At 72.8% G+C, this 24,129-nt stretch carries 23 protein-coding genes; 5 read left to right on the forward strand and 18 right to left on the reverse strand.

The window, feature by feature from the left end:
• Nucleotides 1–67 precede the first annotated feature (67 nt).
• Nucleotides 68–1,294 carry an MFS transporter gene (locus KBX43_RS04640; protein ID WP_064447064.1) on the reverse strand — a complete coding sequence of 409 codons (1,227 nt, stop codon included), beginning with the start codon at nucleotides 1,292–1,294 and terminating at the stop codon, nucleotides 68–70.
• Between the two features lie 121 nt (nucleotides 1,295–1,415).
• Between KBX43_RS04640 and KBX43_RS04645 the strand changes: the two genes are divergently transcribed.
• Nucleotides 1,416–2,003: a PadR family transcriptional regulator gene (locus tag KBX43_RS04645; protein ID WP_030504225.1), complete on the forward strand. Its 588-nt coding sequence runs from the start codon at nucleotides 1,416–1,418 to the stop codon at nucleotides 2,001–2,003.
• A 48-nt stretch (nucleotides 2,004–2,051) separates the two neighbouring features.
• Here the strand turns inward: KBX43_RS04645 and KBX43_RS04650 are convergent, their stop codons facing one another.
• Nucleotides 2,052–2,870: a class I SAM-dependent methyltransferase gene (locus tag KBX43_RS04650; RefSeq protein WP_210883383.1), complete on the reverse strand. Its 819-nt coding sequence runs from the start codon at nucleotides 2,868–2,870 to the stop codon at nucleotides 2,052–2,054.
• 129 nt (nucleotides 2,871–2,999) lie between these two features.
• Between KBX43_RS04650 and KBX43_RS04655 the strand changes: the two genes are divergently transcribed.
• On the forward strand, nucleotides 3,000–3,674 hold the full coding sequence (locus KBX43_RS04655; RefSeq protein ID WP_210883385.1) for a helix-turn-helix domain-containing protein: 675 nt from the start codon (nucleotides 3,000–3,002) through the stop codon (nucleotides 3,672–3,674).
• A 57-nt stretch (nucleotides 3,675–3,731) separates the two neighbouring features.
• On the opposite strand, the gene ispG is transcribed toward KBX43_RS04655, so the two are convergent.
• The 5 genes from ispG to KBX43_RS04680 all read right to left on the reverse strand — a co-directional run bounded on the left by ispG (nucleotide 3,732) and on the right by KBX43_RS04680 (nucleotide 9,367).
• Complete coding sequence (ispG, locus tag KBX43_RS04660; protein ID WP_030504228.1) at nucleotides 3,732–4,907, reverse strand: flavodoxin-dependent (E)-4-hydroxy-3-methylbut-2-enyl-diphosphate synthase; 1,176 nt, start codon at nucleotides 4,905–4,907, stop codon at nucleotides 3,732–3,734.
• 9 nt (nucleotides 4,908–4,916) lie between these two features.
• On the reverse strand, nucleotides 4,917–6,164 hold the full coding sequence (locus KBX43_RS04665; RefSeq protein ID WP_043325866.1) for an RIP metalloprotease: 1,248 nt from the start codon (nucleotides 6,162–6,164) through the stop codon (nucleotides 4,917–4,919).
• Entirely contained in the window at nucleotides 6,161–7,375 is a 1,215-nt protein-coding gene (gene dxr / locus KBX43_RS04670) for a 1-deoxy-D-xylulose-5-phosphate reductoisomerase (protein ID WP_210883387.1), read from the reverse strand. The genes KBX43_RS04665 and dxr overlap by 4 nt, the downstream gene beginning before the upstream one ends.
• Nucleotides 7,376–7,529: 154 nt before the next feature.
• Nucleotides 7,530–8,759 carry a PP2C family protein-serine/threonine phosphatase gene (locus tag KBX43_RS04675; RefSeq protein ID WP_210883388.1) on the reverse strand — a complete coding sequence of 410 codons (1,230 nt, stop codon included), beginning with the start codon at nucleotides 8,757–8,759 and terminating at the stop codon, nucleotides 7,530–7,532.
• 62 nt (nucleotides 8,760–8,821) lie between these two features.
• Entirely contained in the window at nucleotides 8,822–9,367 is a 546-nt protein-coding gene (locus tag KBX43_RS04680; RefSeq protein ID WP_043325869.1) for a GNAT family N-acetyltransferase, read from the reverse strand.
• A 51-nt stretch (nucleotides 9,368–9,418) separates the two neighbouring features.
• On the opposite strand from KBX43_RS04680, the gene KBX43_RS04685 reads away from it, so the two are divergent.
• On the forward strand, nucleotides 9,419–10,261 hold the full coding sequence (locus KBX43_RS04685) for a YhjD/YihY/BrkB family envelope integrity protein (protein ID WP_043325870.1): 843 nt from the start codon (nucleotides 9,419–9,421) through the stop codon (nucleotides 10,259–10,261).
• 10 nt (nucleotides 10,262–10,271) lie between these two features.
• Here the strand turns inward: KBX43_RS04685 and KBX43_RS04690 are convergent, their stop codons facing one another.
• Both KBX43_RS04690 and KBX43_RS04695 read right to left on the reverse strand, forming a co-directional pair.
• On the reverse strand, nucleotides 10,272–11,441 hold the full coding sequence (locus KBX43_RS04690) for an alkaline phosphatase PhoX (protein WP_210883397.1): 1,170 nt from the start codon (nucleotides 11,439–11,441) through the stop codon (nucleotides 10,272–10,274).
• Between the two features lie 104 nt (nucleotides 11,442–11,545).
• Nucleotides 11,546–11,965 carry a 50S ribosomal protein L7/L12 gene (locus KBX43_RS04695; RefSeq protein ID WP_210883400.1) on the reverse strand — a complete coding sequence of 140 codons (420 nt, stop codon included), beginning with the start codon at nucleotides 11,963–11,965 and terminating at the stop codon, nucleotides 11,546–11,548.
• A gap of 66 nt (nucleotides 11,966–12,031) precedes the next feature.
• Here KBX43_RS04695 and KBX43_RS04700 point away from each other — a divergent pair, with 66 nt between their 5' ends.
• The gene (locus KBX43_RS04700; protein ID WP_210883401.1) at nucleotides 12,032–13,642 is read left to right on the forward strand and encodes an NAD(P)/FAD-dependent oxidoreductase; all 1,611 of its coding nucleotides are present in this window, start codon (nucleotides 12,032–12,034) and stop codon (nucleotides 13,640–13,642) included.
• 56 nt (nucleotides 13,643–13,698) lie between these two features.
• On the opposite strand, the gene KBX43_RS04705 is transcribed toward KBX43_RS04700, so the two are convergent.
• Together KBX43_RS04705 and KBX43_RS04710 are read right to left on the reverse strand one after the other, a co-directional pair.
• Entirely contained in the window at nucleotides 13,699–14,337 is a 639-nt protein-coding gene (locus KBX43_RS04705; protein ID WP_210883585.1) for a TMEM175 family protein, read from the reverse strand.
• A gap of 107 nt (nucleotides 14,338–14,444) precedes the next feature.
• The gene (locus tag KBX43_RS04710) at nucleotides 14,445–16,013 is read right to left on the reverse strand and encodes a Rieske 2Fe-2S domain-containing protein (protein WP_166455525.1); all 1,569 of its coding nucleotides are present in this window, start codon (nucleotides 16,011–16,013) and stop codon (nucleotides 14,445–14,447) included.
• Between the two features lie 247 nt (nucleotides 16,014–16,260).
• Here KBX43_RS04710 and KBX43_RS04715 point away from each other — a divergent pair, with 247 nt between their 5' ends.
• Nucleotides 16,261–16,485, forward strand: coding sequence for a hypothetical protein (locus KBX43_RS04715; protein WP_082931019.1), 225 nt, complete (start codon nucleotides 16,261–16,263; stop codon nucleotides 16,483–16,485).
• Nucleotides 16,486–16,554: 69 nt separating this feature from the next.
• Here KBX43_RS04715 and KBX43_RS04720 read toward each other — a convergent pair whose 3' ends face one another.
• From KBX43_RS04720 to rpsB, 7 genes are all read right to left on the reverse strand, one after another.
• Complete coding sequence (locus KBX43_RS04720; RefSeq protein ID WP_069089228.1) at nucleotides 16,555–17,745, reverse strand: DivIVA domain-containing protein; 1,191 nt, start codon at nucleotides 17,743–17,745, stop codon at nucleotides 16,555–16,557.
• Nucleotides 17,746–17,767: 22 nt separating this feature from the next.
• Nucleotides 17,768–18,913, reverse strand: a complete 1,146-nt coding sequence (gene rlmN, locus KBX43_RS04725; RefSeq protein WP_104113933.1) for a 23S rRNA (adenine(2503)-C(2))-methyltransferase RlmN — start codon at nucleotides 18,911–18,913, stop codon at nucleotides 17,768–17,770.
• A 104-nt stretch (nucleotides 18,914–19,017) separates the two neighbouring features.
• Entirely contained in the window at nucleotides 19,018–20,358 is a 1,341-nt protein-coding gene (locus KBX43_RS04730) for a phosphatidate cytidylyltransferase (RefSeq protein ID WP_210883403.1), read from the reverse strand.
• A 251-nt stretch (nucleotides 20,359–20,609) separates the two neighbouring features.
• Nucleotides 20,610–21,167: a ribosome recycling factor gene (gene frr, locus KBX43_RS04735; protein ID WP_043325889.1), complete on the reverse strand. Its 558-nt coding sequence runs from the start codon at nucleotides 21,165–21,167 to the stop codon at nucleotides 20,610–20,612.
• Nucleotides 21,168–21,254: 87 nt separating this feature from the next.
• Nucleotides 21,255–22,022, reverse strand: a complete 768-nt coding sequence (gene pyrH / locus KBX43_RS04740) for a UMP kinase (protein ID WP_043325891.1) — start codon at nucleotides 22,020–22,022, stop codon at nucleotides 21,255–21,257.
• Between the two features lie 158 nt (nucleotides 22,023–22,180).
• Nucleotides 22,181–23,008, reverse strand: coding sequence for a translation elongation factor Ts (gene tsf, locus KBX43_RS04745; protein WP_030504245.1), 828 nt, complete (start codon nucleotides 23,006–23,008; stop codon nucleotides 22,181–22,183).
• Between the two features lie 130 nt (nucleotides 23,009–23,138).
• Complete coding sequence (rpsB, locus tag KBX43_RS04750; RefSeq protein ID WP_043325892.1) at nucleotides 23,139–23,990, reverse strand: 30S ribosomal protein S2; 852 nt, start codon at nucleotides 23,988–23,990, stop codon at nucleotides 23,139–23,141.
• Nucleotides 23,991–24,129 lie beyond the last annotated feature (139 nt).

The raw sequence follows: 24,129 nt of genomic DNA on the forward strand, positions 1-24,129 counted from the left end.
CCTGCCAGATCCGCGCCGGGGCGCGCGGGCCGACCGGGCACCCCGGACCGCTCCGGTGAGCGGCGGCTCAGCCGACCGTCACGGGCGCCGGTTCGGGCACGGGCGGCCGGGTCCGGGCGGCCCACCGCACCACCGGCGGCACGAGTGCGCCGAGCAGCAGGAACACCCCGCCGAGCACCAGCCAGCCGGGCACGCCCCAGCCGATCGCAAGCGTGGTCACCACCACCGGGGCGACCATCGAGCCGAGCTGCATGCCCATCCCGTACGCCCCCTGATACTGGCCGTGCGCGTGCGCCGGGGCCAGCCCGAACGAGATGCCCCAGCCGGCCGCCGCGTGCCACAGTTCCCCCACGACGTGCACCAGCGCGCCGGCCAGCAGCAGCGGCACCGCCACCGCGACCGGTACGCCGCCACCGGCGGCGAACAGCGCGCAGGCGCCGGCGAGCAGGACGCCGGCCCGGCGGGCGGCCCGGCCCGCGCCGGTCAGGTCCTCGGTGCCCCGCGAGGCGCGGACCTGGAACAGGATCACCACCACCGTGTTGACGAGCAGGCAGACGGAGATCAGCCAGTTCGGCGCGGTGGTGTGCCCGGCGATCCAGAGCGGCAGGGCGATGTTGATCAGCGAGAAGTGCATGGACATCAGCCCGTCCAGCACGGTGAAGGCGAGGAACGGGCGGTCCCGCAGCGCGATCAGCCGCGGTCCGTGCGCCGGGGCGGGCACCGGCGGGACCGGCGGGAGCCGCAGCAGCACCGCCGCCGCCAGCACGTAGGTCGCGGCGTCGAGCAGGATCAGCGTGACGTACGCGCCGCGGGTGTCGGCGGCGAGCGCGAACCCGGCCAGCACGGTGCCCACCGAGATGCCGACGTTGGTGACCGCGCGCAGGTAGGCGCGGGTGCGGACCCGCTGGTCGGGTGGGACGGCGCCGGCGATCAGCGCGCCCCGGGCGCCCCGGGTGCCCGCGTCGGCGAGCGCCATCAGCACGCCGACGGCCAGGAAGCCGGGGAACGAGCGCACCGCTACCAGCGCGGCGGTGCACCCGGCCGAGGCGAGCAGCGCGGCCATCTGGAGCCCGCGCGGGCCGAGGCGGTCGGCCAGGTAGCCCATCGGCGTGCTCGCCACCAGGCTGACCAACGCGGTGAGGGTGAGCGCCACGCCGACCTCGGCCACCGTGAGCCCGACCGAGCGGGTGAGGAAGAGCGCGCTGGCGGTGAGCCAGGTGCCCCGCCCGACGGTGTTGACGAGCGTGGAGAGGGCGAGGGTCCGGGACGGGCCCGGTTCGGGAAGCAGGCGCACGCCGGCAGCCTAACAGTACGAACGTACGGTTTGCAGCCGAGTTCCATCCGCGTCTTGTCGGCGATGCATTGCCGATATATCGTTGATGCATCAGTGATACGACGACAGAAGGAGAGCCCTGATGGGTTTCCACCGACGCATGCACGCCATGCACGACGAGATGCGCCGCCGGGGCGGCTTCGGCTTCCCGCCCGTACCCCCGGGTCCGCCGCCCTTCCCGCCCGGACCGCACGGCCACGGGCGGGGCCGCGGCGGGCGCGGACGAGGCCGGCGGCCCAACGTGCGCGGCGCCGTGCTGGCCCTGCTCACCGAACGTCCGATGCACGGCTACGAGATGATCCAGGAGATCGACTCCCGCACCGGCGGGGCCTGGCGGCCCAGCCCCGGGTCGATCTACCCGACGCTGCAACTGCTGGAGGACGAGGGCGTCATCGCGACCGCCGCCGACTCCGAGGGCGGGCGCAAGCGGTTCGCGCTCACCGAACAGGGCCAGGCCGAGGCGACCGCCGCGGCGCAGACCCCGCCCTGGGCGGAGTTCGCCGAGCAGACGGTAAACAGCTGGCACGACATCCGCGACGCCGGCGCACAGGCCATGCAGGCGCTGCGGCAGGTGATGACCACCGGCACCGACGACCAGCGCGCCCGCGCCGCGCAGGTGCTCGACGAGACGCGGCGCAAGCTCTACGCCATCCTCGCCGAGTCCGAGTGAGCGCTGCCGTCGCGACGGCACGCCGGCCGGACCACGACCGGCGTGCCGTCAGGCCCGGCGCGCGGTGACGAGCAGGTACTCCCAGCGCATCACGCCGCCGTCCAGGTGCCGGGCGGCCAGGTCGGTCAGCGCGCGGTCGAGCCCGGCCGTACGCTCCGGATCGCCCGCGTTCGCCCGGTAGACCGCCACCGTGGGCCCGTAGTGGGTCGCGAAGAAGTCCCGGAACTGCCCCGGCGTGGCGAACCGGTCCACCACCACGGCGTCGCGCCCCAGCGTCAGCGCGTCGACCCGGTCGCCGAACAACTCCCGGACGTGGTTCTCGTCGCCCCAGAGCGGGGGCGGCTGCGCGCCCGGCGGCGGTGGCGGCGCGTACGGCCGCATGGCCGCGAACAACTGGCCCACGAAGCCCTCCGGGGTCCAGTTGACCAGGCCGATCGTCCCGCCCGGCCGGCACACCCGCAGCAACTCGTCGGCGGCGACCCGGTGCCGGGGCGCGAACATCACGCCCACACAGGACAGCACCGCGTCGAACGCGCCGTCGGCGTACGGCAGCGCCTCCGCGTCCGCCTCCTCCCAGGTCAGCGTCACGCCCTCCCGCTCGGCTGCCGCCCGCCCGATCGCCAGCAACTCCGGGGTGAGGTCCCCGGCCACCACCTGCGCGCCGGTCCGGGCCGCCGGCAGAGCCGCATTGCCGGTCCCGGCCGCCACGTCCAGCACCCGCATGCCCGGTCCCACTCCGGCGGCCCGGACCAGCGTCGCCCCCAACTGCGGGATCACCTGCGCGGCCACTGCGGAGTAGTCGCCCAGCGCCCACATCGCGCGGTGCCGGGCCTTCACCGCCGCGTCCTGTTCCCGTTCCTCGATCATCTGTCGCTCCTCAGCTGTCGTCCCTGCACAGGACGCTAGGCAGCGGACGACACGGCCCCCAGTACGAGATCTGTACCGCTCCCGACAGGCGCCTGGCCGGGCCGCCGGGCCGGGCGTAGCGTGCCCGCCATGGGGGCCTCCTACCACCAGTTCTGCCCCGTGGCGAAGGCCATGGAACTGCTCGACGAGCGGTGGACGCTGCTCGTGGTCCGGGAGCTGGTCAGCGGCTCGGAACGCTTCAACGAGCTGCGCCGGGGCCTGCCCCGGATGTCGCCCACGCTGCTGTCGCGCCGGCTGCACCAGCTCGTCCGCGCCGGGGTGGTGGAGCGGCGGGTCGACGGCGCCGACGTGCGCTACGTCCCGACCGCCGCCGGGCGGGAGCTGCGGCCCGTGCTGGAGGCGCTCGGCGCCTGGGGCGTGCGCTGGATCGGCGAGCTGGGCGACGCCGACCTGGACCCGAAGCTGCTGCTGTGGGACATGCACCGGCACGTCGACCACGACGCGGTCCCGCCGGGGCGTACCGTCGTGCGGTTCCGCTTCCGGGACGTGCCGGCGGCGCAGCGCGACTGGTGGCTGGTGATCGCCGCGGGCGAAGCCGACGTCTGCGACATCGACCCCGGGCACGACGTGGCGGTGACCGTCACCGCGGACCTGCGCGCCCTGGTCCAGGTCTGGATGGGCGACCTGGGGTGGGCCGCGGCGCTGCGCGGCGGCGCGGTGGAGGTGAGCGGGCCGGAGGCGCTGCGGCGTGCCGCGCCCGGCTGGTTCACGCTCTCCCCGTTCGCCGCCGTGCCCCGCCCCTGAGACGGCGCGTGCGGCCGCCCCCGACGGGGACGGCCGCACGGCGACGCGAAAAGCAGATCAGTGCACGGTGACGGTGGCGCCGCCCGGCACCAGGTCGCGCAGCTCCTCGGGGATCTCGGCGCCCATCTCGTCGGCGATCCGCAGCGCCTCCTCGATCAGCGTCTCCACGATCTGCGCCTCGGGCACGGTCTTGACGACCTTGCCCTTGACGAAGATCTGGCCCTTGCCGTTGCCCGAGGCCACACCCAGGTCTGCCTCGCGGGCCTCACCCGGACCGTTCACCACGCAGCCCATGACCGCGACGCGCAGCGGCACCGGCAGCCCCTCCAGACCGGCGGTGACCTCCTCGGCCAGCTTGTAGACGTCGACCTGCGCCCGCCCGCAGGACGGGCAGGAGACGATCTCCAGGCCGCGCTCGCGCAGGCCCAGCGACTCCAGGATCGCGGCGCCGACCTTGATCTCCTCGACCGGCGGGGCGGACAGCGAGACCCGGATGGTGTCGCCGATCCCCTCGGCCAGCAGCGCGCCGAACGCCACCGCCGACTTGATCGTGCCCTGGAACGCCGGGCCGGCCTCGGTGACGCCGAGGTGCAGCGGGTAGTCGCACTTCTCGGCCAGCAGCCGGTACGCCCGGATCATCACCACCGGGTCGTTGTGCTTGACCGAGATCTTGATGTCCCGGAAGCCGTGCTCCTCGAACAGCGAGCACTCCCACAGCGCCGACTCGACCAGCGCCTCGGCGGTGGCCTTGCCGTACTTGGCCAGCAGGCGCTTGTCGAGCGAGCCTGCGTTGACGCCGATCCGGATCGGCACACCCGCGTCGCCGGCGGCCCGCGCGATCTCCTTGACCTTGTCGTCGAACTGCCGGATGTTGCCGGGGTTCACCCGCACCGCGGCGCAGCCGGCGTCGATCGCCGCGAAGACGTACTTCGGCTGGAAGTGAATGTCGGCGATCACCGGGATCTGCGACTTCTTGGCGATCGCGGGCAGCGCCTCCACGTCGTCCTGCGACGGCACGGCGACCCGGACGATCTGGCAGCCGGACGCGGTCAGCTCGGCGATCTGCTGGAGCGTGGCGTTGACGTCGGCGGTGAGGGTGGTGGTCATGGACTGCACCGAGACCGGCGCGCCGCCGCCGACCGGCACCGAACCGACCATGATCTGGCGGCTGGCCCGGCGCGGGGCCAGCGGCGGCGGCGGTACGGGGGGCATACCGAGACTGACAGCGGTCACTTCAGGCACTCACCTTGAGAAGAGCGTGATGGGGTTGATGACATCGGCGGTGACTGTCAGCAGCGTGAACGCGCCACCGATCAGGATCACCGCGTACGTGAACGGCATGAGTTTGAGGTAGTCGACCCGGCCGGGATCCCGGCGGCCGATGCGCGCGTACAGCCAGGAGCGCGCCCGTTCGAACCAGGCGATGGCGATGTGCCCGCCGTCCAGCGGGAGCAACGGCAGCAGGTTGAACACGCCGATGAAGAAGTTCAGCGACACGAAGAGCATGAAGAACACCAGCCAGGCGTTGTTCTCCACGGCCTCGCCGCCGAGCCGGGTGGCGCCGACCACGCTGATCGGGGTGTCCATGTCGCGCTCGCTGCCGGTGATCGCGCTCCACAGCGCGGGCACCTTCTGCGGGATGCGCTGCATGGCGTGCGCGGTCTGCACCGCCATGGTGCCGGTGAAGTCGGCGGTGGCGCCGAACGCGGCGATCGGGCCGTACTCGACCCGCGGCGGGGTGCTCGGCCGCAGGGCGACGCCGAGCGCGGAGACCGACGAGGTGGCGCCCTTCGGGTCGTCCAGCGGCGGGCGCTGCACCGCGGCCAGGTCGACCCGGGCCTCCTGCGGCCGGCCGTCGCGCTCGAAGGTGACGGTGGCCGCGCCGGGCGGGGTGGCCCGGACCACGTCGAGCATGTCGCCCCAGGTGGAGACCGGCCGGCCGTTCACCGCGGTGATCCGGTCGCCGTCCTTGAGCTGGGCCTTCTCGGCCGGGCTGGCCGGGTCGTCGGCCTGGCAGGCGCGGGCCGCGTTCTCCACCACGACGCAGGGGGCCAGCGCGATCACGGCCGGCTCCGCCTTGAAGCCGTCCTCGGTGGAGGGGAACTTCGGGTTCGGCAGGCCGGCGGTGATCGCGATGATCCAGAGCGCGATCAGGGCCAGTGCGAAATGGGTGATCGAGCCGGCGGACATCACGATCGTCCGCTTCCAGACCGGGTAGCGCCACATCGCGCGCTTCTCGTCCCCGGGCTCGACGTCGTCGTCCTGCGGCGTCATGCCGACGATCTTGCAGAACCCGCCGAGCGGAATGCCCTTGATGCCGTACTCGGTCTCGCCCCGCTTGAACGACCACAGCGTCGGGCCGAAGCCGACGAAGTAGCGGGTGACCTTCATCCCGAACGCCTTGGCGGTCAGCATGTGCCCCGCCTCGTGCAGGCTCACCGAGATGAGAATCGCCAGGGCGAACAGCACCACCCCGAGCAGATAGCTCATCGAGCTCCTTCCACCGACCCGACGATGATCTCCTGGGCGTGCGCCCGTGCCCACGACTCGGCGGCGAGCACGTCCTCGACGGTACCTGGTTCGTCGAAATCGGGTGCGTCCTCCAGCACCCGCTGGAGGGTGTCGACGATGCCGAGGAACGGCAGCCGGCCCGCGACGAACGCGGCCACGCACTCCTCGTTCGCCGCGTTGTAGATCGCCGGGCGGCAGTGTCCCGCCTCACCCGCCGCCTTGGCCAGCGCGACCGCCGGGAACGCCGCGTCGTCCAGCGGGAAGAACTCCCAGGTGTGGGCAGTGGTCCAGTCGACCGCAGCGGCCGCCTCGGGCACCCGGTCCGGCCAGCCGATGCCCAGCGCGATGGGCAGCCGCATGTCCGGCGGGCTGGCCTGGGCGAGCGTGGACCCGTCGGTGAACTCGACCATCGAGTGGATCACCGACTGCGGGTGGACCATCACCTCGATGTCGGCGTACGGCACGTCGAACAGCTCGTGCGCCTCGATCACCTCCAGCGCCTTGTTGACCATCGTGGCGGAGTTGATCGTGACGACCGGGCCCATGTTCCAGGTCGGGTGCGCCAGCGCCTGCTCCGGCGTGACGGCGGTCAGCTCGTCGCGCCCCCGCCCCCGGAACGGGCCGCCGCTGGCGGTGACCACCAGCCGCCGCACCTCACCCCGGGCGCCGCCGCGCAGGCACTGCGCCAGCGCGGAGTGCTCGGAATCGACCGGGACGATCTGCCCCGGTCGCGAGACGGCGGCCTTGACCAGCGGGCCGCCGGCGACGAGGGACTCCTTGTTGGCCAGGGCGAGGGTACGCCCGGCGTGCAGCGCGGCCAGCGTCGGCGGCAGGCCCAGCGAGCCGACCACCCCGTTGAGCACCACGTCGCACGGCCACTGCGCCAGCTCGGTCATCGCGTCCGGCCCGGCCACGATCTTGGGCAGTTTGAAGTCGCCGGTGGCCCAGCCGCGCTTGCTCGCCTCGGCGTAGAACGCGAGCTGAAGGTCCTGCGCGGCGGATGCGCGGGCCACGCCGACCGCCTCCACGCCCAGCTCCAGCGCCTGCGCGGCGAGCAACTCCACGTTGCCGCCACCCGCGCCGAGGGCCACCACCCGGAAGCGGTCCGGGTTGCGCTTGACGATGTCGATGGCCTGGGTGCCGATCGAGCCGGTCGAACCGAGCAGCACGAGATCTCGGGGAGTGGTCACCGGACCATTGTTCCCCAGCGCCTCACCGCGGTTCGTCCCGGAGTGCCCGGCGGCATGATCGACTCCACTTCGCCGAGATGGTGGCATCCCAGGCGCCGCGATGCCACCACTTCGGCGAACTGGTGTCGATCACGCCTCGATCGCCTCCTCGACGCTACGGGGACGCGATCGTCCCGTCTGGCGCGGTGAGGTGCTCCAGGTGCGCCAACGGCAGGTGCGAGGGCTGCCACTCCAGGAACAGCGCGGTGGCGTCGTCGTCGAGCTGGTCCTGCTGGTAGGCGAGGACGGCCCGCACCAGTCGGCGCATCGTCTCCGGGCTGGGCAGCCGCTCGTTGAGGGCACGCTCGACGAAGTCGACAAGTCGGTCCAGCCCGAACCGTTCCCCGTCGTCGCCCCGGGCGTCGGTGATGCCGTCGGTGTACGCGAGGACGCGGTCGCCCGGGTGCAGCGCCTCCTCGTGCGCCCGCGGGCGCCGCGTCGACAGGTTGCCCAGCCCGAGCGGCAGCGCGGTCGGTCCGGGCAGTGCCCGGACAGCCTTGCCGTCCCGCAGCAGCATGGCGCCGGGGTGGCCGGCGTTTATGGTCCGCAGCACGCCGGTCCGCCGGTCGAGTTCGGCGAGCAGCGCGGTCGCGAACAGGCCGGGGTGTTCGGAGCGGACCCACCTGTCGATGCTGATCGCCGTGTCGACCAGGTCGAGACCGGTACGCCGGGCGTTGCGGTACGCGCTGACCACGAGCGAGGCCATCGCGCTCGCCTTGATCCCGTGCCCGCAGGTGTCGAAGAGCCCGACGCTGAGCACGTCACCGTTGAGCGCGTAGTCGAAGATGTCCCCGCCGACGTCGTAACACGGTTCGAGGATGGCGGTGATCACCAGCTCGTCCGTTGCGAAGGTCAGCGGCGGCAGCAGCCCCCACACGGTCTCGGCGGCGACCTGCATCGGCAGGCGGCGGCGAATCCGTTCCACGACGTCGCCGTAGAGCCGGCGGTTCACCAGGACCTGAGCGACGGCGACCGCAACCTCCCAGGCCGGCCGGTCCAGCGCGGGGTCGCCGGCGCGCGACGACACGATCTCCAGTGCCCCCAGCCGTTCGCAGCCGAGCAGCAGGGGCACCCAGAGCCGGTCCGGGCGGTCGGGAGCGCGCTGCACCTGGAGGCAGGTGAACGCCCGGCCGGCCAGCGTCGTCTCGATCGTGAGTTCGTCCCGAGGCGCGCCCGCGCCGACCAGGGGTACGAGCGAGGACTGCGTGTAGTCGGCCAGGTAGATCACGATGTCGGTGGCCCCGATGGCGGGCGCGACCCGGTTCACCAGGAGCGACAGGTCGTCCGGGCCGCCCCGGGCGGCGTGGAGGTGCAGCCAACGCGCTGCGTCGCCACCGTCGACCATCAGTGCCTCCCCCGTATCCCCACCACCGTAGGAGGCCGAGGGCGAACTGCCAACGGCACGGCTCAGGCCGGACGTTCCAGGACGAACGTTTCAACCTCGGCACCGCCGTACCAGTCGGTGCGCACGCCCACGTGCGTCATGCCGAGGCGCCGGGCCACCGCCATCGAAGGGTCGTTCCCGGCCATCACCACCGCGTACACCCTCGGGGTGCCGGTGGCGAACTCGCGCTCCAGCACCGCGCGGGCCGCCTCGGTGGCGTAGCCGTTGCCCTGGGCGTCGGGGTGCAGGTGCCAGCCGACCTCGATGTCGTCGGTCAGGGTGACGCCGTCGCGTCCCGGGAGCGGCTTGAGCAGGATGCTCCCGGCCACCGGCCCGCCGGCGCGCGGCTCGATCGCCCACAGGCCCCAGCGGCCGCCGTACGGCGCCCAGCGTTCGTGCCAGGACCGGACCCGCTCGCGCGCCTCGGACGGGTCGGTCATCCGGCCCTTGCCGCCGCCCAGCCAGCGCATCACCTCGTCCCGGGAGTAGATGTCGTAGATCCGGGCCAGGTCGTCCGGGGACTCGGTCCAGTCCCGGAGCACCAGCCGGTCGGTCGTGGCGATCGTCATGCCGCCGGATCGTAATGCGTGGCGCGGGGCCGTACGGGGAACGAGAGGGCGATGGGCGACGGGTGGGATCGGGCGAAGCGGATCACGGCTGCGGCGTTCCGGCCGGTCCGCGGCCGGGATCTCTCCCTGCACGCCGCCGCGATCACGTTCTACGGCGCGATCGCCGTGGTGCCGGTGGCGCTGCTGGCGATCTGGCTGACCGGGCTGCTCGCCGGGGCGGACCGGGTGCGGCGGCTGACCGGGTACGCGATCGAGACGCTGCCCACCGAGATCGGCGCGCACCGGGCGGCGGCCGCGCTGGTCGAGGCCGGGCTGGGGCTGACTCCGCTGCTGGCGCTGGCCTCGCTGCTGCCGGCCTCGCTGTACGGCGAAGGGCTGCGCCGCGCGTTCGTCTCGGTGGCCGAGCCGCGCGCCGAGTCCGGTGCGCTGGTCGGCTGGCGGGGTCGCCTGCTGCTGCTCCCGCTGCTGGCGCCCGCCCCGGCGCTGCTGCTGTCGATCCTGCTGGGGCTGCCGCTGACCACCCGGCTGGTACGCCAGGGCGGCTGGATCGGCGCGCTCGGCGTCGTGCTGTCGTTCCTGGCCGTGTGGCTGGTGCTCACGCCGGTGCTGATCTGGGTGTTCCGGGTGGTCGGCCCGGCCTCCCCGGACTGGCTCGCCACCGTCGTCCTGGGCTCGTTCACGGCGGCGAACCTGTCCGGTTTCCTGCACGGTTTCGTGCTGTTCTGCTCGCTGCCGCTGGACCTGGGCGTGCCGTTCGGCGGGTTCGACGAGATCGGCGGCGGCGTGGCGGTGCTGCTGTGGCTGTACCTGTTCCACGTGATCGTGCTGTCCGGCTATTCCGCGACGCTGGCGGCGAGCCGGTGGCGGGCCGCCCGGGAGGCGGCCCGCGCCTGACGGCTGCGGGTCAGCGCCGGAACGGGCCGCGCACCTCGTACGTGATGCCGCCGGTGCCGGCCCGGGCGCCGCTGGTGCCGCGCTGGGAGGAGAAGTAGAGGCGGCTGCCGTCCGGGGAGAACGCCGGCCCGGTGATCTCCGACTCGGACTGCCCGAGCAGCCGCAGGAACGGGGTCACCACACCGGCGGGCGTGATCACGTTGATCTCCATGTTGCCGCCGTCCTCGGCCACGTAGAGGTCGCCGCCGGCGGTGCCGGTGATGTTGTCGACGCCGGTCAGCGGCGCGGCGCCGGCCGGCACCAGCGAGTCGTCGTACGCGAGGTCGAGCCGCTGGTTCACCGCGTCGTACGCCCACACCCGGTTGTCGCCCTTGGTGGTGAACCAGCAGGTGTCGTCGGCGTACCAGCAGCCCTCGCCGCCGTCGAACGTCTGCGCGGCACCCACCTGGTGGCGGGTGGGCACCGGGAACCCGTCCCGGTCCGGCAGGTCCCGCCAGGTCACCGGGCCGGTGACCTGGCCGTCCGGGGCGCAGAGCACCTGCACCCGGCCGGTGCGCAGGTCACCCCAGCTGTCCGGCACGAACCGGTAGAAACAGCCGTCCGACTCGTCCTCGGTCAGGTAGACCACCCGCCGCCGGGGGTCGCAGGCCGCCGCCTCGTGCTTGAAGCGGCCCATCCGGGTCCGCTCCTCGCCGGCCCGGCCGCCCTCGGGCCAGGTCTCGAAGACCCGGCCCAGCGGCACCTCCTCGCAGGACAGCCACGTCCCCCACGGGGTCGGCCCACCGGCGCAGTTGACGTTCGTGCCGCCGAGGATCCGGTACGCGGCGGCGATCGCGCCGTCGGCGGCGAACCGCACCGCCGACGCGCCGCCGACGAGCGGCACCTCCGAGTTGGAGACGTAGATCCAGCCGTCGCCGGACGGGAAGCAGGCGCCGCCGTCCGGCGCCGGGTGCCAGGTGTACGAGGTGCCGGCGACCCGCTGCCCGGACCGCGCGATCACCCGGCTGGTGAAGCCGGTCGGCAACTGGAGACCGTTGACGTCGGCGGACAGCAGGTCGCCGTACGGGCCGGGGCCGGGCTGAGCGGGCTGGGCCGGTGCGGCCGCGGCGGCCCAGAGACCACCGGCGAAAGCGGCGGCGCCGCCGACGGCTGTGGCACGCAGGACGGTACGACGATCCATCGGGGGTTACCTCCCGGAGGCGGTGGGTGTCCCGTCGACGGTAGGACGGAAATGCATCGACAACTGCCACTATAAGGTGAACGCCCGGTGACGGCCGTCCGGCGTCAGAGGCCCTCGACGTACCGCTTCGCGTCGGCGAGCGACATGTGCGTGTGCTCGCGTACCACCTTGATCGCCTGGATCTTCTCGCCCCGGTGCAGCAGCCGCGCGGCCTCGGCCCGCACCGCGTCGTCGACGCCCTTTCCGGGCACCGGAGGGCCGGGCGACCAGGACCCGCCGGCCGCCAGCGCGTCCACCGCCTGCTTCGCCTCCAGCAGCGACAGGCCGGTCTGCTCACGCAGCACCTTGACCGCCTCGACCCGGCGCCCCGCGTGGATCAGGCGGAGCACCTCGGCCTGCCCGCCGCCGGCCGGGCGATCCGGGGCGACCAGGTCCCGGGGGCGGTCGCGCCGCAGCACGAGCAGGAGCAGGAGCACCACCACGACGAGCGCCACCGCGAGCGCGATCTGGACAGCCGGAGACATGCCGGGAACGGTAGCGCCCCGCTGCGAACCCTCCCGCCCGTGCCCGGCCGCCGCTAGGGTCGCGGCATGAGCGAACGCACCGGGAGCGACGCGAGTGAGCTGCCGTCCCGCGCCGACGTCGTGGTGGTCGGCGCCGGGCACAACGGCCTGGTCTCGGCGATCCTGCTGGCCCGCGCCGGCCTGGACGTGCTGGTGCTGGAGGCGTCCGGGGTGATCGGCGGCGCGACCCGCACCGAGAACCCGTTCCCGAAGGTGCCGGGGCTGCGTCACTCCACCGGGTCGTACCTGCTCGGGCTGATGCCCCCGGAGCTGCTGGCCACGCTCGACGTGACCATCCCGGTACTGCGCCGCGACCCGCACTACTTCCTGCCCACGCCGGGCGGGCTCGGCTCGCCGTACCTGCTGGCGGGCAGCGACGTGGCGGCGAGCCGGCGGCAGCTCGCGGAGATGTTCTCCCCCGCCGACGTGGCAGCCGACGACGCGCTGCACGCCGAGCTGGCCCAGCTGCGGGAGGATCTCGCCCCGGCGTGGCTGGCCGAGCCGCTGCCGGTCGAGGAGACCGCCGAGCGCTACGTGCGGCCCGCGCTGCGGCAGGTCTTCGTCGACCTGGTCCGCGGCTCGGTGGCCGACCACCTGGCCCGCTTCGACTTCCGCTCCGAGCTGCTGGTCAGCATGTACGCGGTCACCGACGGCCTGTCCGGGCTCAACGCCGGCCCGGACGACCCCGGCACCGGGCACAACTTCCTGGTGCACAACATGTGCCGGCTGCCCGGCGCGGACGGCACCTGGATGATCACCCGGGGCGGCATGGGCATGGTGTCGCGCACGTTCGCCGAGGCCGCCGTGCGCGCGGGCGCGCGGATCGTGGCCGACGCGCCGGTCACCGCCATCCGGCTGACCGGGGGCGCCGCCGCCGGAGTGACACTCGCCGACGGGCGGGAGGTGGACGCCCCGGTGGTGCTCGGGGGCTGTGACCCGTACCGGCTGATGGAGCTGCTGCCCGACGGCGCGCTCCCGGCGGAGCTGAGCGCGCGGATGGCGGCGGTCCGCCGCCCCGGCACCACGCTCAAGCTCAACCTGGCGCTGACCGGGCTGCCGCGCTTCTCCTGCCTGCCGGCGGACGCGCCGAGCCCGTTCGGGTCGACCATCCACCTGCTGCCCGGCTCGGCCTCGCTCGTCGGCGACGGCGGCGAGTCGCCGATGGCGGCGCTGCGCGGCATGTGGGCGGACGTGCGGGCCGGGCGGCTGCCGGACGAGCCGACGATCGAGTGGTACCTGCACACCACTGTCGACCCGTCGCTGTCCGACGAGGCGGGGCACCACTCGTCGGCGCTGTTCGTCCAGTCGGTCCCCTACGAGCTGGCCGGCACCACCTGGGACGCGGCGCTGCCCGGCTACGTGGAGCGGCTGCTCGCGATCTGCGAACGGTACGCCCCGGGCGCCGGTGACCTGGTCGCGGACGCGGTGCCGCTGCCGCCGCCCGGCATCGAGGCGCACTTCGGCATCACCGGCGGGCACATCCACCACGTCGACAACACGGTGTCGTTCACCGACCGGATGCCGTACGCGACGGGTGTGGACGGCGTGTACGCGGGCAGCGCCGGCTGCCACCCGGCGGGCAGCGTGATCGGCGCGGCCGGCCACAACGCCGCCCGCCGCATCCTCGCCGAGATGTAAGGAAGGGCCCCTTATTAACGCCTCCGGTAGAGGAAGGGCCCCTTCTTAACAACCGCTCACGGCGTGTCGGGCGCCTCCTGGCCGGCGGGCGGGAGATCGCCCGGACCGCGCACCAGGTAGACGCCGACCAGCAGCAGGTACGCCAGCAGGCTCAGCAGCGGGTCGATGAACACGATGGCGAACGCGACCAGGTAGAGCAGCGGGCCGAGCCGGAACCGGCGGGCCACCGCGCTCGCCAGCCTCGGGTCCAGATCCGCGTGCAGCAGCCCGCGGCGGCGCGCCCACCACCAGCTCAGGTTGAAGAAGAGCGCCTCGCCGAGCACCACGCCCACGTACAGCGCGGCGGTCAGCCGCTGGTCGCGCACGGTGCCGCGCAGGTTGTCCGCGAGCAGGTCGGCGGTGAACGGGATCGCCGCCACGAACATCAGCAGCAGCAGGTTCAGCACCAGCAGCATCTGGTCGACCCGGCAGACGTAGCGCCACATGTTGTGGTGGGTCAGCCAGACCTGGCCGACGATGGCGAAGGTGATCACGTACGCCAGGTAGGCCCGCCACTCCTGCACGAGCACCGCGGCCAGCCCGTCGTCCTGCGGCAGGTCCGGGTCGAACGCCAGCAGCTCGACGGCCATCAGGGTGAGCACGATGGCGATCACCGCGTCGCTGAACGCCTCCACCCGCGAGGCGTCCCGCGCCATCTCGCTGCCGCGCCCGAACCGGTACACCGGTTCCCTGTCCGCACCCGTCACGCCGCCCCCTCACGACCGATGGTCGCGTGCCGGGGGCGGCGTGCGGGGCGAAACCGTCAGACGGCCGGCGTCGAGGTCTCCGCGTCCGCGCGGTGCGCCCGGATCTTGTGCCCGACGCTGGTCAGGCAGCGGCCGCTGGCCAGGTCGAACTTCCAGCCGTGCAGCTGGCAGGTCAGCTGGTCGCCGTCGACGATGCCGAACCGGCTCAGGTCCGCCTTCAGGTGCGGGCAGCGCCGCTGCACCACCCAGCCGTCGAGCGTGATGTCCTCGGCGTCGACGGCCCGCTCGTGCTCGTCGTACCAGCCCTCGGCGTACTGGAGGCGCTCCTCGGAGAGGCACTTGAAGAAGGCGTAGACGAACTCGTTGTACTGGCCGATGCGGGCCGCCGAGAAGCGGCACGACAGGAACAGCGAGTTGACCCAGTCGACCTCGCCGATGTGCAGCAGGTGCTCGATCAGCGCCCGCTCGGTACGGAAGCGGTAGCGGACCTTCTCGTCCGCGTACGGCCGGACCTCCTTGCCCGGGAAGTCCACCACGATGGATTCGACCTCGGAGCCGTCGTAGCCGACCAGGTCGAAGCGGACCGGCCCGCCGACGCCCTTGGCCAGGTAGATCGACTCGTCCAGCAGCGGCTCGATCCGGCGCTTCATCTCACCCAGCACGTCGACCTCGGGGTGCCGCCAGGACGCCTTCTCGGCCTCGATGACGCCGCGCTTGCGCTCCCGCATCTCCTCCAGGTGGGCGACCTTGTTCGCGAAGAACTCCTCCACCGGCACCGGGTGCGTGGTGGTCGCGCCCTCGGTGGTGATCTCCGAGACGCTGCCCGGCAGCAGCACGATGCCGTTGGTGCCGCCGACCTTGGCGTACTCGGACAGGAACACCGACTGGTCGGGGAAGATGTTGCCCTCGTCGCCGAAGATGTCGTTGAACTGCCACAGCTCGTCGTCGAGGAAGCACGGCGGGCCGGCGATCGGGAAGACGTGGTCGGCCTTCAGGTCGTCGATGTAGCGCCACGTGCGGTCGAACTGCCGGTCCCGCTTCTGCTTGCCGAACGCGGTCTTCGCCGACTGCGGCAGCTCGTAGACCATCGGGTACCAGATCGCGCCGGAGAACTGCAGCATGTGCGCGTGCACGTGGCCCAGCTCGGCGAAGACGCTCAGGTCGGTCGGGCGGGCGTCGTTCTGGTTGAGCAGCCGGACGCCGTCGTACTCGACCCAGAGCGAGGAGTCGCCGATCGGGCCGTCGGTCGGGCTGGTCAGCGCCTGGATCATGATCTTCAGGCCGCCGGGCAGCTCCACGACCTGCTCGTTCGGGGCCTTGAGGAACTTGGTGAAGCCCAGCTCCCGGAACTCGTCCTCCATCTCCGAGGTGGGGAACTCGGGGAGCAGGACGGTGGCGTCCTTGGACACGAAGTCGCGCAGGTGCTTGGCGTCGAAGTGGTCCCGGTGCAGGTGCGACACGTACAGGTAGTCGACCTGGCCGAGGGTCTCCCAGTCGAGCAGGGAATTGTCCGGGAAGGGGAACCACGAGGCGAAGTAGGCGGGATTGACCCACGGGTCGCACAGGATGCTGCCCGCGGCCGTGTCGATCCGCATGCTGGCATGGCCCGTACCGGTCACTCGCACCGCAGTCCCCCTCAAAAAGGCATCAGGTGTACGTCAAGACGCTACCGGAGGCAGTGTGCTCGCCGTCCCGCGACGCCGGTAGTGCCCAACCGCCCCGACCCGGACGGGACCTACGGCCCGGGTCATGCGACAACCACGCTGTCGCCCGCCCGGGTCATCAAGCGCACCGGAGGCCGGACCCTGCGCCGGGGCCGGTTGAGGGCGTGCCAGACTGATCGGAGATCCGATCGCGAGGGAAGGACCGACAGTGGCAGGAGACGAGCCGGTAACCGCGCCAGATCAGCACAAGCCCGGGCACCGCAAGTCCGGACGGATCGGCGCGTTGCTGTCGGCGCTGGTCTTGGTTCTGATGGCGCTCTGCGGGATCGAGGAGGGCCGGGTGGAGCACATCTGGCTGTTCGGGATCGCCGGGCTGCTGGTCGCCATCGTCATCGGCGACGCCGTGCTGCGCCGCAACGGCCTGCGGTCCTGACGAGCGGCGCAAACGGTACGCGGAAGGGCCCACCCCTCGCGGGGTGGGCCCTTCGTCGTCGGGTGCGGGTCAGCGGCCGAGCAGGATGTCCTGCACGTCCTTGAGCGCGGCGTCGACCTCGGCCTCGAAGTAGCCGCCGGGCACCAGCCCGAAACGCAGCGTGTCGAGGTCCTTCGGGTTCACCGGCATCGGGTTGCGGCCCTGCATGCCGCCGAGCAGCGTGTCGAAGAACCGGTCGACCTGGTCCGGGTCGTACCCGCTGCCGAACCGGCGGACCTGGAAGCTGCGCCGGATCTGGTCGACCCGGTAGAGGTCGCTGCCGGGCGGGCCGGCCATCGGCGGGCCCACCATCGGCGGACCGGCGACCGGCGGGGTCACCAGCGGCGGGCCGGTCATCGAAGGGCCGGGGCCGTAACCCTGGTCCGGCGGCCCGTAACCGGGCTCCGGCGCGCCGTAGCCCTGCTGCGGCAGCGCGGGCGGGCCACCCGGGCCACGACCACGCAGCTCACGCTCGGGCATGCGGATCTCGGCGGTCATGTCGGCACGCCCGCGCCGGCCGGCCTCGAAGCCGTCGAAGCGCTCCTCCTGGCCGTACCCGCCGGGGCCGCTGTCCTGGCCGTACCCGCCGCTGTCCTGGCCGTAGCCGCCCGGACCGGTGTCCTGGCCGTACCCGCCGGGGCCGCTGTCCTGGCCGTAGCCGCCGGGGCCGGGCGGCAGGCCACGCGGCGGCGGGCCGCCGTGCCCGATCGGCGCGCCCGGGCCCATCGGGCCGGGGCCGCCCGGGCCACGCGGGCCGTCGTAGCCACCGCGCGGGCCGTCGTACCCGCCGGCGAACGCGCCGGTCGGCTCGTCGTAGCGGCTGCCGTAGCGGTCGGCGGGCGGGCCGGGCTGGGCCGGCATCTGCCGGGGCGGCATCGGCGGCTGCGGCACCGGCGACATGCCCCTGTCGTCGCGCATCGGCGGGCCGAGCCGGTCGGGAATCCGGGGGTCGCCACCGCGCCCGGCGGGGGCGCCACCGCGCTCCTCCAGCTCGGCGAGCTGCCGCTCGACCCGGTCGAGGTGCAGGTCCACCTGCCACTCGTCGTAGCCGTTGAAGCGGACCCGGAAGACGACGTCGTGGACCTCCTGGGAGGCCACGGGCGCGCCGACCGGCTGACCGGCGAGTGTCGCCTCGACCCGGTCCAGGAAGGCGTCGACCTCGTCGACCTTGTATCCCCGGCGGAGCGCCTTACGCCGGAAACGCTGACCCTGACTCGCCACTATGTCTCCTGGTCTCGTACCGCTACGCCGTTGCCGCGCGTGAGTCGCCGTCCGTGTCCCCGGCGGCGGCGAGCTGGCCACACGCCCCGTCGATCTCGCGTCCCCGGGTGTCCCGCACGGTGGTCGACACCCCGGCGTCGCGCAACCGCCGGACGAACTCCCGCTCGACCGGCTTCGGGCTGGCGTCCCAGCGGCTGCCCGGAGTCGGGTTGAGCGGGATCAGGTTCACGTGGGCCAGCTTGCCGGCCAACAGCCGCCCGAGCAGATCTGCTCTCCACGGCTGGTCGTTCACGTCCTTGATCATCGCGTATTCGATGGACACGCGACGCCCCGTCGTGGCCGCGTAGTCCCACGCCGCGTCCAGCACCTCGGACACCTTCCAGCGCTGGTTGACCGGGACGAGTTCGTCGCGCAGCTCATCATCGGGGGCATGCAGCGACAACGCAAGGGTCACGGAGAGGTCTTCGCTGGCCAGTCGCCGGATCGCCGGGACCAGCCCGACCGTGGAGACGGTGATGTGCCGCTGCGACAGGCCCAGGCCCTCCGGCGCCGGAGCGACCAGCCGGCGGATCGCCGCCACCACCCGCGAGTAGTTGGCCAGCGGCTCGCCCATGCCCATGAACACCACGTGCGACAGCCGCGGCGGCGAGCCGGACACCGCGCCGGAGGCGGCCACCCCGGCCAGGTAGACCGCCTGGTCGACGATCTCGGCGGTGGACAGGTTGCGGGTCAGCCCGGCCTGGCCGGTCGCGCAGAACGGGCAGGCCATGCCGCACCCGGCCTGGCTGGAGATGCAGACGGTCACCCGGTCCGGGTAGCCCATCAGCACGCTCTCCACGAGCGAGCCGTCGTGCAGCCGCCAGAGCGCCTTACGGGTCGCGCCGTCGTCGCAGGCCAGCTCGCGTACCGGGGTGAGCAGGGTGGGCAGCAGCTCACCCGCCAGCCGCTCCCGGGTCGCCGCCGGCAGGTCGGTCATCCGCTCCGGGTCGCGCACCAGGCGGCCGAAGTAGTGGTTGGAGACCTGCTTGGCGCGGAACGCCGGCTCGCCCAGCTCGGTGACGAGCGCCTGCCGGCCGGACAGGTCCAGGTCGGCGAGGTGGCGCGGAGGCATCGAGGGTCGGCGGCCGCGGGCGTCGGGGTCTACGGAGATCAGCGGGAGACTCGTCATGGCGCGTCCAGTCTGACACGCTCCCGCCCGGACGCACCCGTCCGTACGTGTCGAATCGCCCCCGGCCGCCCGGCCCGCCGCGGGTCCCCGCCGTGACGCATACCTCAGCTCACCACCGGGACGAACACGGCGAGCAGAAGGTAGGCCACCGGGACCGCGAACAGGATCGAGTCGAGCCGGTCCATCAGACCGCCGTGCCCGGGCAGCAGGTTGCTCATGTCCTTGACGCCGAGATCCCGCTTGATCATCGACTCGGCGAGGTCGCCGAGCACCGCGGAGACCGAGATCGCCATCCCGAACAGCGCGCCCCACCAGGGCGCCACGTCGAACAACACCCACAGCAGCACCGCGCTGCCCGCCGCCGCGGCGGTCACCGAGCCGGCGAAGCCCTCCCAGGACTTCTTCGGGCTGATCGTGGGTGCCATCGGGTGCTTGCCGAACGACACGCCGGCCGCGTACCCGCCGGTGTCGGAGAGCACCACCGCGACGAGCGTCACCAGCACCCGCAGGTGCCCGTCGCCCGGTGCCGCCGCGAGCATGGCCGCGAACCCGGCGAGGAACGGCACGTACACCGCGATCAGGGTGGCCGCGGTGAGGTCGCGCTGGTAGTTGCCCGGCCCGTCGCCCAGCCGCCAGATCATCGTGCCCAGCACCGTGACCAGCAGGCCGAGGCAGAGCGCGTCCGGGCCGGCGAACCAGGCCAGGCCCACCGTGATCACGCCACCGGCGACCAGCGGCGCCAGCGGCGGGTGGGCGCCGCTGCGGCGTACCGCCCGGGCCATCTCCCAGATGCCGATCCCGACCGCGGTCGCCAGCACGGCCAGGAACGCCGGCATGAAGAAGAACAGCGGCACCACCACCGCGGCGCCGAGGGCCACCCCGACGCCGATCGCGGCCGGCAGGTTGCGCCCCGCCCGGGACGTCGTCGGCGTGGTGGTCGGCGGACGCTCGGCGCTCGCCCGCCGTCGCCCCCGACCCCGGCGACCGGGCGGCGGCTCGGGCTCGGGCTCGTCGCGTACCGCCGGGATCTGGTCGGTGGGCTCGTCGCGCACCGGCGCGATCTGCGCGGTCGGGTACTCGTCGTCGCGGGCCGGCTCACCCCACGGGCCGCGGTGCTCCGGCCCGCCGGGCCGGCCGCGGTCGCCGGCCGGCGGTCCGTCGTACCGGCCCGGTCCGTCGTGGCGCCGACCGCTGTTCGGGTACGGCCCGGCGTACGTGTCCGGGCCGGCATAGGTGTCCGGGGCGGCGTACGTGTCCGGGGCGGCGTACGTGTCCGGGGCGGCGCCGGGGCGGGCGTAGCCGCCCGGCTCGGTCGGGTGGGTGGGCGCCGCCGGGGCGGGCCGCCAGGGGCCCGGCTCCAGATCGGTGTCCGGCCAGGGCAGAGCGGGGGCCGGACGGTCCCAGCCACGCGGCTCGGTGCTGCCGTAGGGGTCGGGGTGGGACATCACGCACCGGCAGCCGGTACGAGAGCCACCACATGACGCAAGACCAAAACCATCCCCTACCGGCGTGAGACTTCTGTTGACCGACCGACGGCCGGGCGACCCCCGCCGTTCACCCCGTGGTGGCCGGGAATCGTGCCGAGCCTACTGCACCCGCCGGAGCCCCGAGGGTCTGCGCCGCCGGGCACGACGACGGCACCGGGCCGCCGCCCGTGCGGGCGACGGCGGCGGTGCCGTGCGGGGTACGCGCGCGCTCAGACCTCGAGCAGCTCGTTCTCCTTGTGCTTGACCAGCTCGTCGACGGTAGCGACGAAACGCTGGGTCAGATCGTCCAGCTCCTTCTCCGCGCGCCGGCCCTCGTCCTCGCCGACCTCGCCGTCCTTGACCAGGCGGTCCAGCTCCTCCTTGGCCTTGCGGCGGATGTTGCGGACGGCGACCTTGGCCTCCTCGCCCTTCTGCCGGGCGACCTTGATCATCTCCCGGCGCCGCTCCTCGGTCATCTGCGGCAGGACGATGCGGAGCTGGTTGCCCTCGTTGTTCGGGTTGGCCCCGAGGTCCGAGTCGCGGATCGCCTTCTCCATGGCGCCCAGCTGCGAGTTGTCGTACGGCTTGATGATCACCATGCGGGGCTCGGGCACCGCGATGGAGGCCATCTGCGGCAGCGGGGTCGGGCTGCCGTAGTAGTCGATGACGATCCGGGAGAACATGGCGGCGTTGGCGCGACCGGTACGGATCCCGCCGAACTCCTCCTTGGCGTGCTCGATGGCACGCTCCATCTTCTCCTCCGCCTCGAGGAGGGTGTCGTCGATCACCGGTCTCCTCGCCTCCTTCTGTCGCTCGTCGTGGGTAGTGCGGGTGCCGCCGTGGCAGAGGGACCGCTTGTCGATCCGGCGGGCCGGTCAGGCGGTGATCAGGGTGCCGATCTTCTCACCGGCGACGGCCCGGACGATGGTGTCGTCGCCCTGGGCGCCGAAGACCAGCATCGGCAGGCCGTTCTCCATGCAGAGGCTGAACGCGGCGGCGTCGGCCACCCGCAGGTTACGGCGCAGCACCTCGGAGAAGGTGATCGAGTCGAGCTTGCTCGCGGTCGGGTCGATCCGGGGGTCGGCGGTGTACACCGCGTCCACGCCGTTCTTGCTCATCAACACCACGTCCGCGCGGATCTCCAGCGCCCGCTGGGCGGCCACCGTGTCGGTGGAGAAGTACGGCATGCCGGCGCCCGCGCCGAAGATGACCACGCGGCCCTTCTCCAGGTGCCGGATCGCCCGCAGCGGGATGTACGGCTCGGCGACCTGGGCCATGGTGATCGCGGTCTGCACCCGGGTCTCGATGCCCTCCTTCTCCAGGAAGTCCTGGAGGGCCAGGCAGTTCATGACCGTGCCGAGCATGCCCATGTAGTCCGCGCGGGCCCGGTCCATGCCCCGCTTCTGCAGCTCGGCGCCGCGGAAGAAGTTGCCGCCGCCGACCACCACGGAGACCTGCACACCACGGCGTACGACGGTGGCGATCTGCCGGGCGATGCCCTGCACGACGTCGGGGTCGACGCCGATCGCGCCGCCGCCGAAGACCTCACCGGAGAGCTTCAGCACCACCCGGCGGGACCGACCGGGAGGAGGCGCGGTCGGATCCTCCATCGCCAGGCTCCGGTCACTCACAACCTGCGTCATCCGCCCCGCCCCTTCTCCCCGCGCATAGCGCGGGCGTCGCGTACGTGCCCTTGCCGACCCTATGTGACGAGGAGGCCGCGGTGCCTGTCGCGTACACCGGCGGCCTCCTCGTCGACGTTCTCCCCTGTGCCCGGGCCCGGAAGGCCCGGCGCGGCGGCTCAGGCCTGGCCGACCTCGAACCGCAGGAAGCGGGTCACCTCGATGCCGGCGTCGGCCAGCACCTGCTTGACGGTCTTCTTGTTGTCGGCGACCGACGCCTGCTCCAGCAGGACGAAGTCCTTGAAGAAGGCGTTCACCCGGCCCTCGACGATCTTCGGCAGCGCCGCCTCGGGCTTGTTCTCCTCGCGGGCGGTCTGCTCGGCGATGCGCCGCTCCGACTCGACGGTCTCGGCCGGCACCTCGTCGCGGGTGAGGTACTTCGGCCGCATCGCGGCGATCTGCATGGCCACGGCGCGCGCGTCGGCGTCCGCCGCCTCGTCGGTCTTGCCGGTGAACTCCACGAGCACGCCGACCGCCGGGGGCAGGTCCTGGCTCTTGCGGTGCAGGTAGACCGCGGTGGTGCCGTCGAGCTTGGCGAAGCGGTTGAGCACCAGCTTCTCGCCGATCTTGGCGGACTGCTCCTGGATCAGGTCGGCCACGCTCTTGCCGTCGATGCTGCTGGCGAGCAGCTCCTCGGCGTTGGTGGCGCCGCTGGCCACGCCGTGCTCGACGAGCTGCTGGGCCAGCGCGATGAAGGCGTCGTTCTTGGCGACGAAGTCCGTCTCGCAGTTGAGCTCGAGCAGCGCCTGGCCGGAGTGGGCGACGAGCCCGTTGGCGGCGGTGCGGCCGGCCCGCTTGCCGACGTCCTTGGCGCCCTTGACGCGCAGGATCTCGACGGCCTTGTCGAAGTCGCCCTCGGCCTCCGTCAGCGCCTTCTTGGAGTCCATCATGCCGGCGCCGGTGAGGTCGCGGAGCTTCTTGACGTCCGCGGCGGTGAAGTTGGACATGACTCTCTCTTCGGTGTCAGTGAGGTGGTCTGGGGTGCTGGTTACCCGGTTCCGGGCCGGTGCTGCCGCCCGGCGTACCCGTCGCGCCCCACCGCCGGGAATCGCCGACGGTGGGGACGCGACGGCGAGATCACTCGGCGGCGGCGGTCGCCGGCTGCTCGGCAGCGGCGGCGGCGGGCTGCTCGTCGGCCTTCTTCGGCTCCTCGAGCAGCTCACGCTCCCACTCGGCCAGCGGCTCGTCGGCGGCGACCTGGCCGGCCTCGGGCTTCTCGTCCGCGCCCCGGTTACGGCCGGAGCGGGCGATCAGACCGTCGGCGACGGCGGCGGCGACGACCTTGGTCAGCAGCTCGGCCGAGCGGATGGCGTCGTCGTTGCCCGGGATCGGGAAGTCGACCTCGTCCGGGTCGCAGTTGGTGTCGAGCACCGCGATCACCGGGATGCCCAGCTTGCGGGCCTCGTCGACGGCGATGTGCTCCTTCTTGGTGTCGACGATCCACACCGCGGCCGGGAGCTTCTGCATGTCCCGCAGACCACCGAGGGTCTTGGTGAGCTTGATCTTCTCACGGGAGAGCTGGAGCGTCTCCTTCTTGGTGTAACCGGCGGCGGTGCCGCTCAGGTCACCCAGGGCCTCCAGCTCCTTCATCCGCTGCAGCCGCTTGTACACGGTCTGGAAGTTGGTCAGCATGCCACCGAGCCAGCGGTGGTTGACGTACGGCTGGCCGACCCGGGTCGCCTGCTCGGCGATGGCCTCCTGGGCCTGCTTCTTGGTGCCGACGAACAGGATGCTGCCGCCACCGGCGACGGTGGTGCGGACGAACTCGTACGCCTTCTCGATGTAGTCGAGCGTCTGGCGCAGGTCGATGATGTAGATACCGTTGCGCTCGGTGAAGATGAAGCGCTTCATCTTCGGGTTCCAGCGCCGGGTCTGGTGCCCGAAGTGCACACCGCTTTCCAGCAGCTGACGCATGGTCACGACGGCCATGGTGGGTTACTCCTACTGTGTCCCTGGTTGTCCGTCCGGCCGGCGGCCGGACGCCTGGCGCCCGGTCGGCGGCCGGGGTGGGCCCGGGTGAAGAACCGGGACCAGGGAGGCCGTCGCCCCACGGAGGAGACCGTGGAGA

The organism is Micromonospora sp. C41 (genome assembly GCF_018070485.1).
GTDB lineage: Bacteria > Actinomycetota > Actinomycetes > Mycobacteriales > Micromonosporaceae > Micromonospora > Micromonospora chalcea.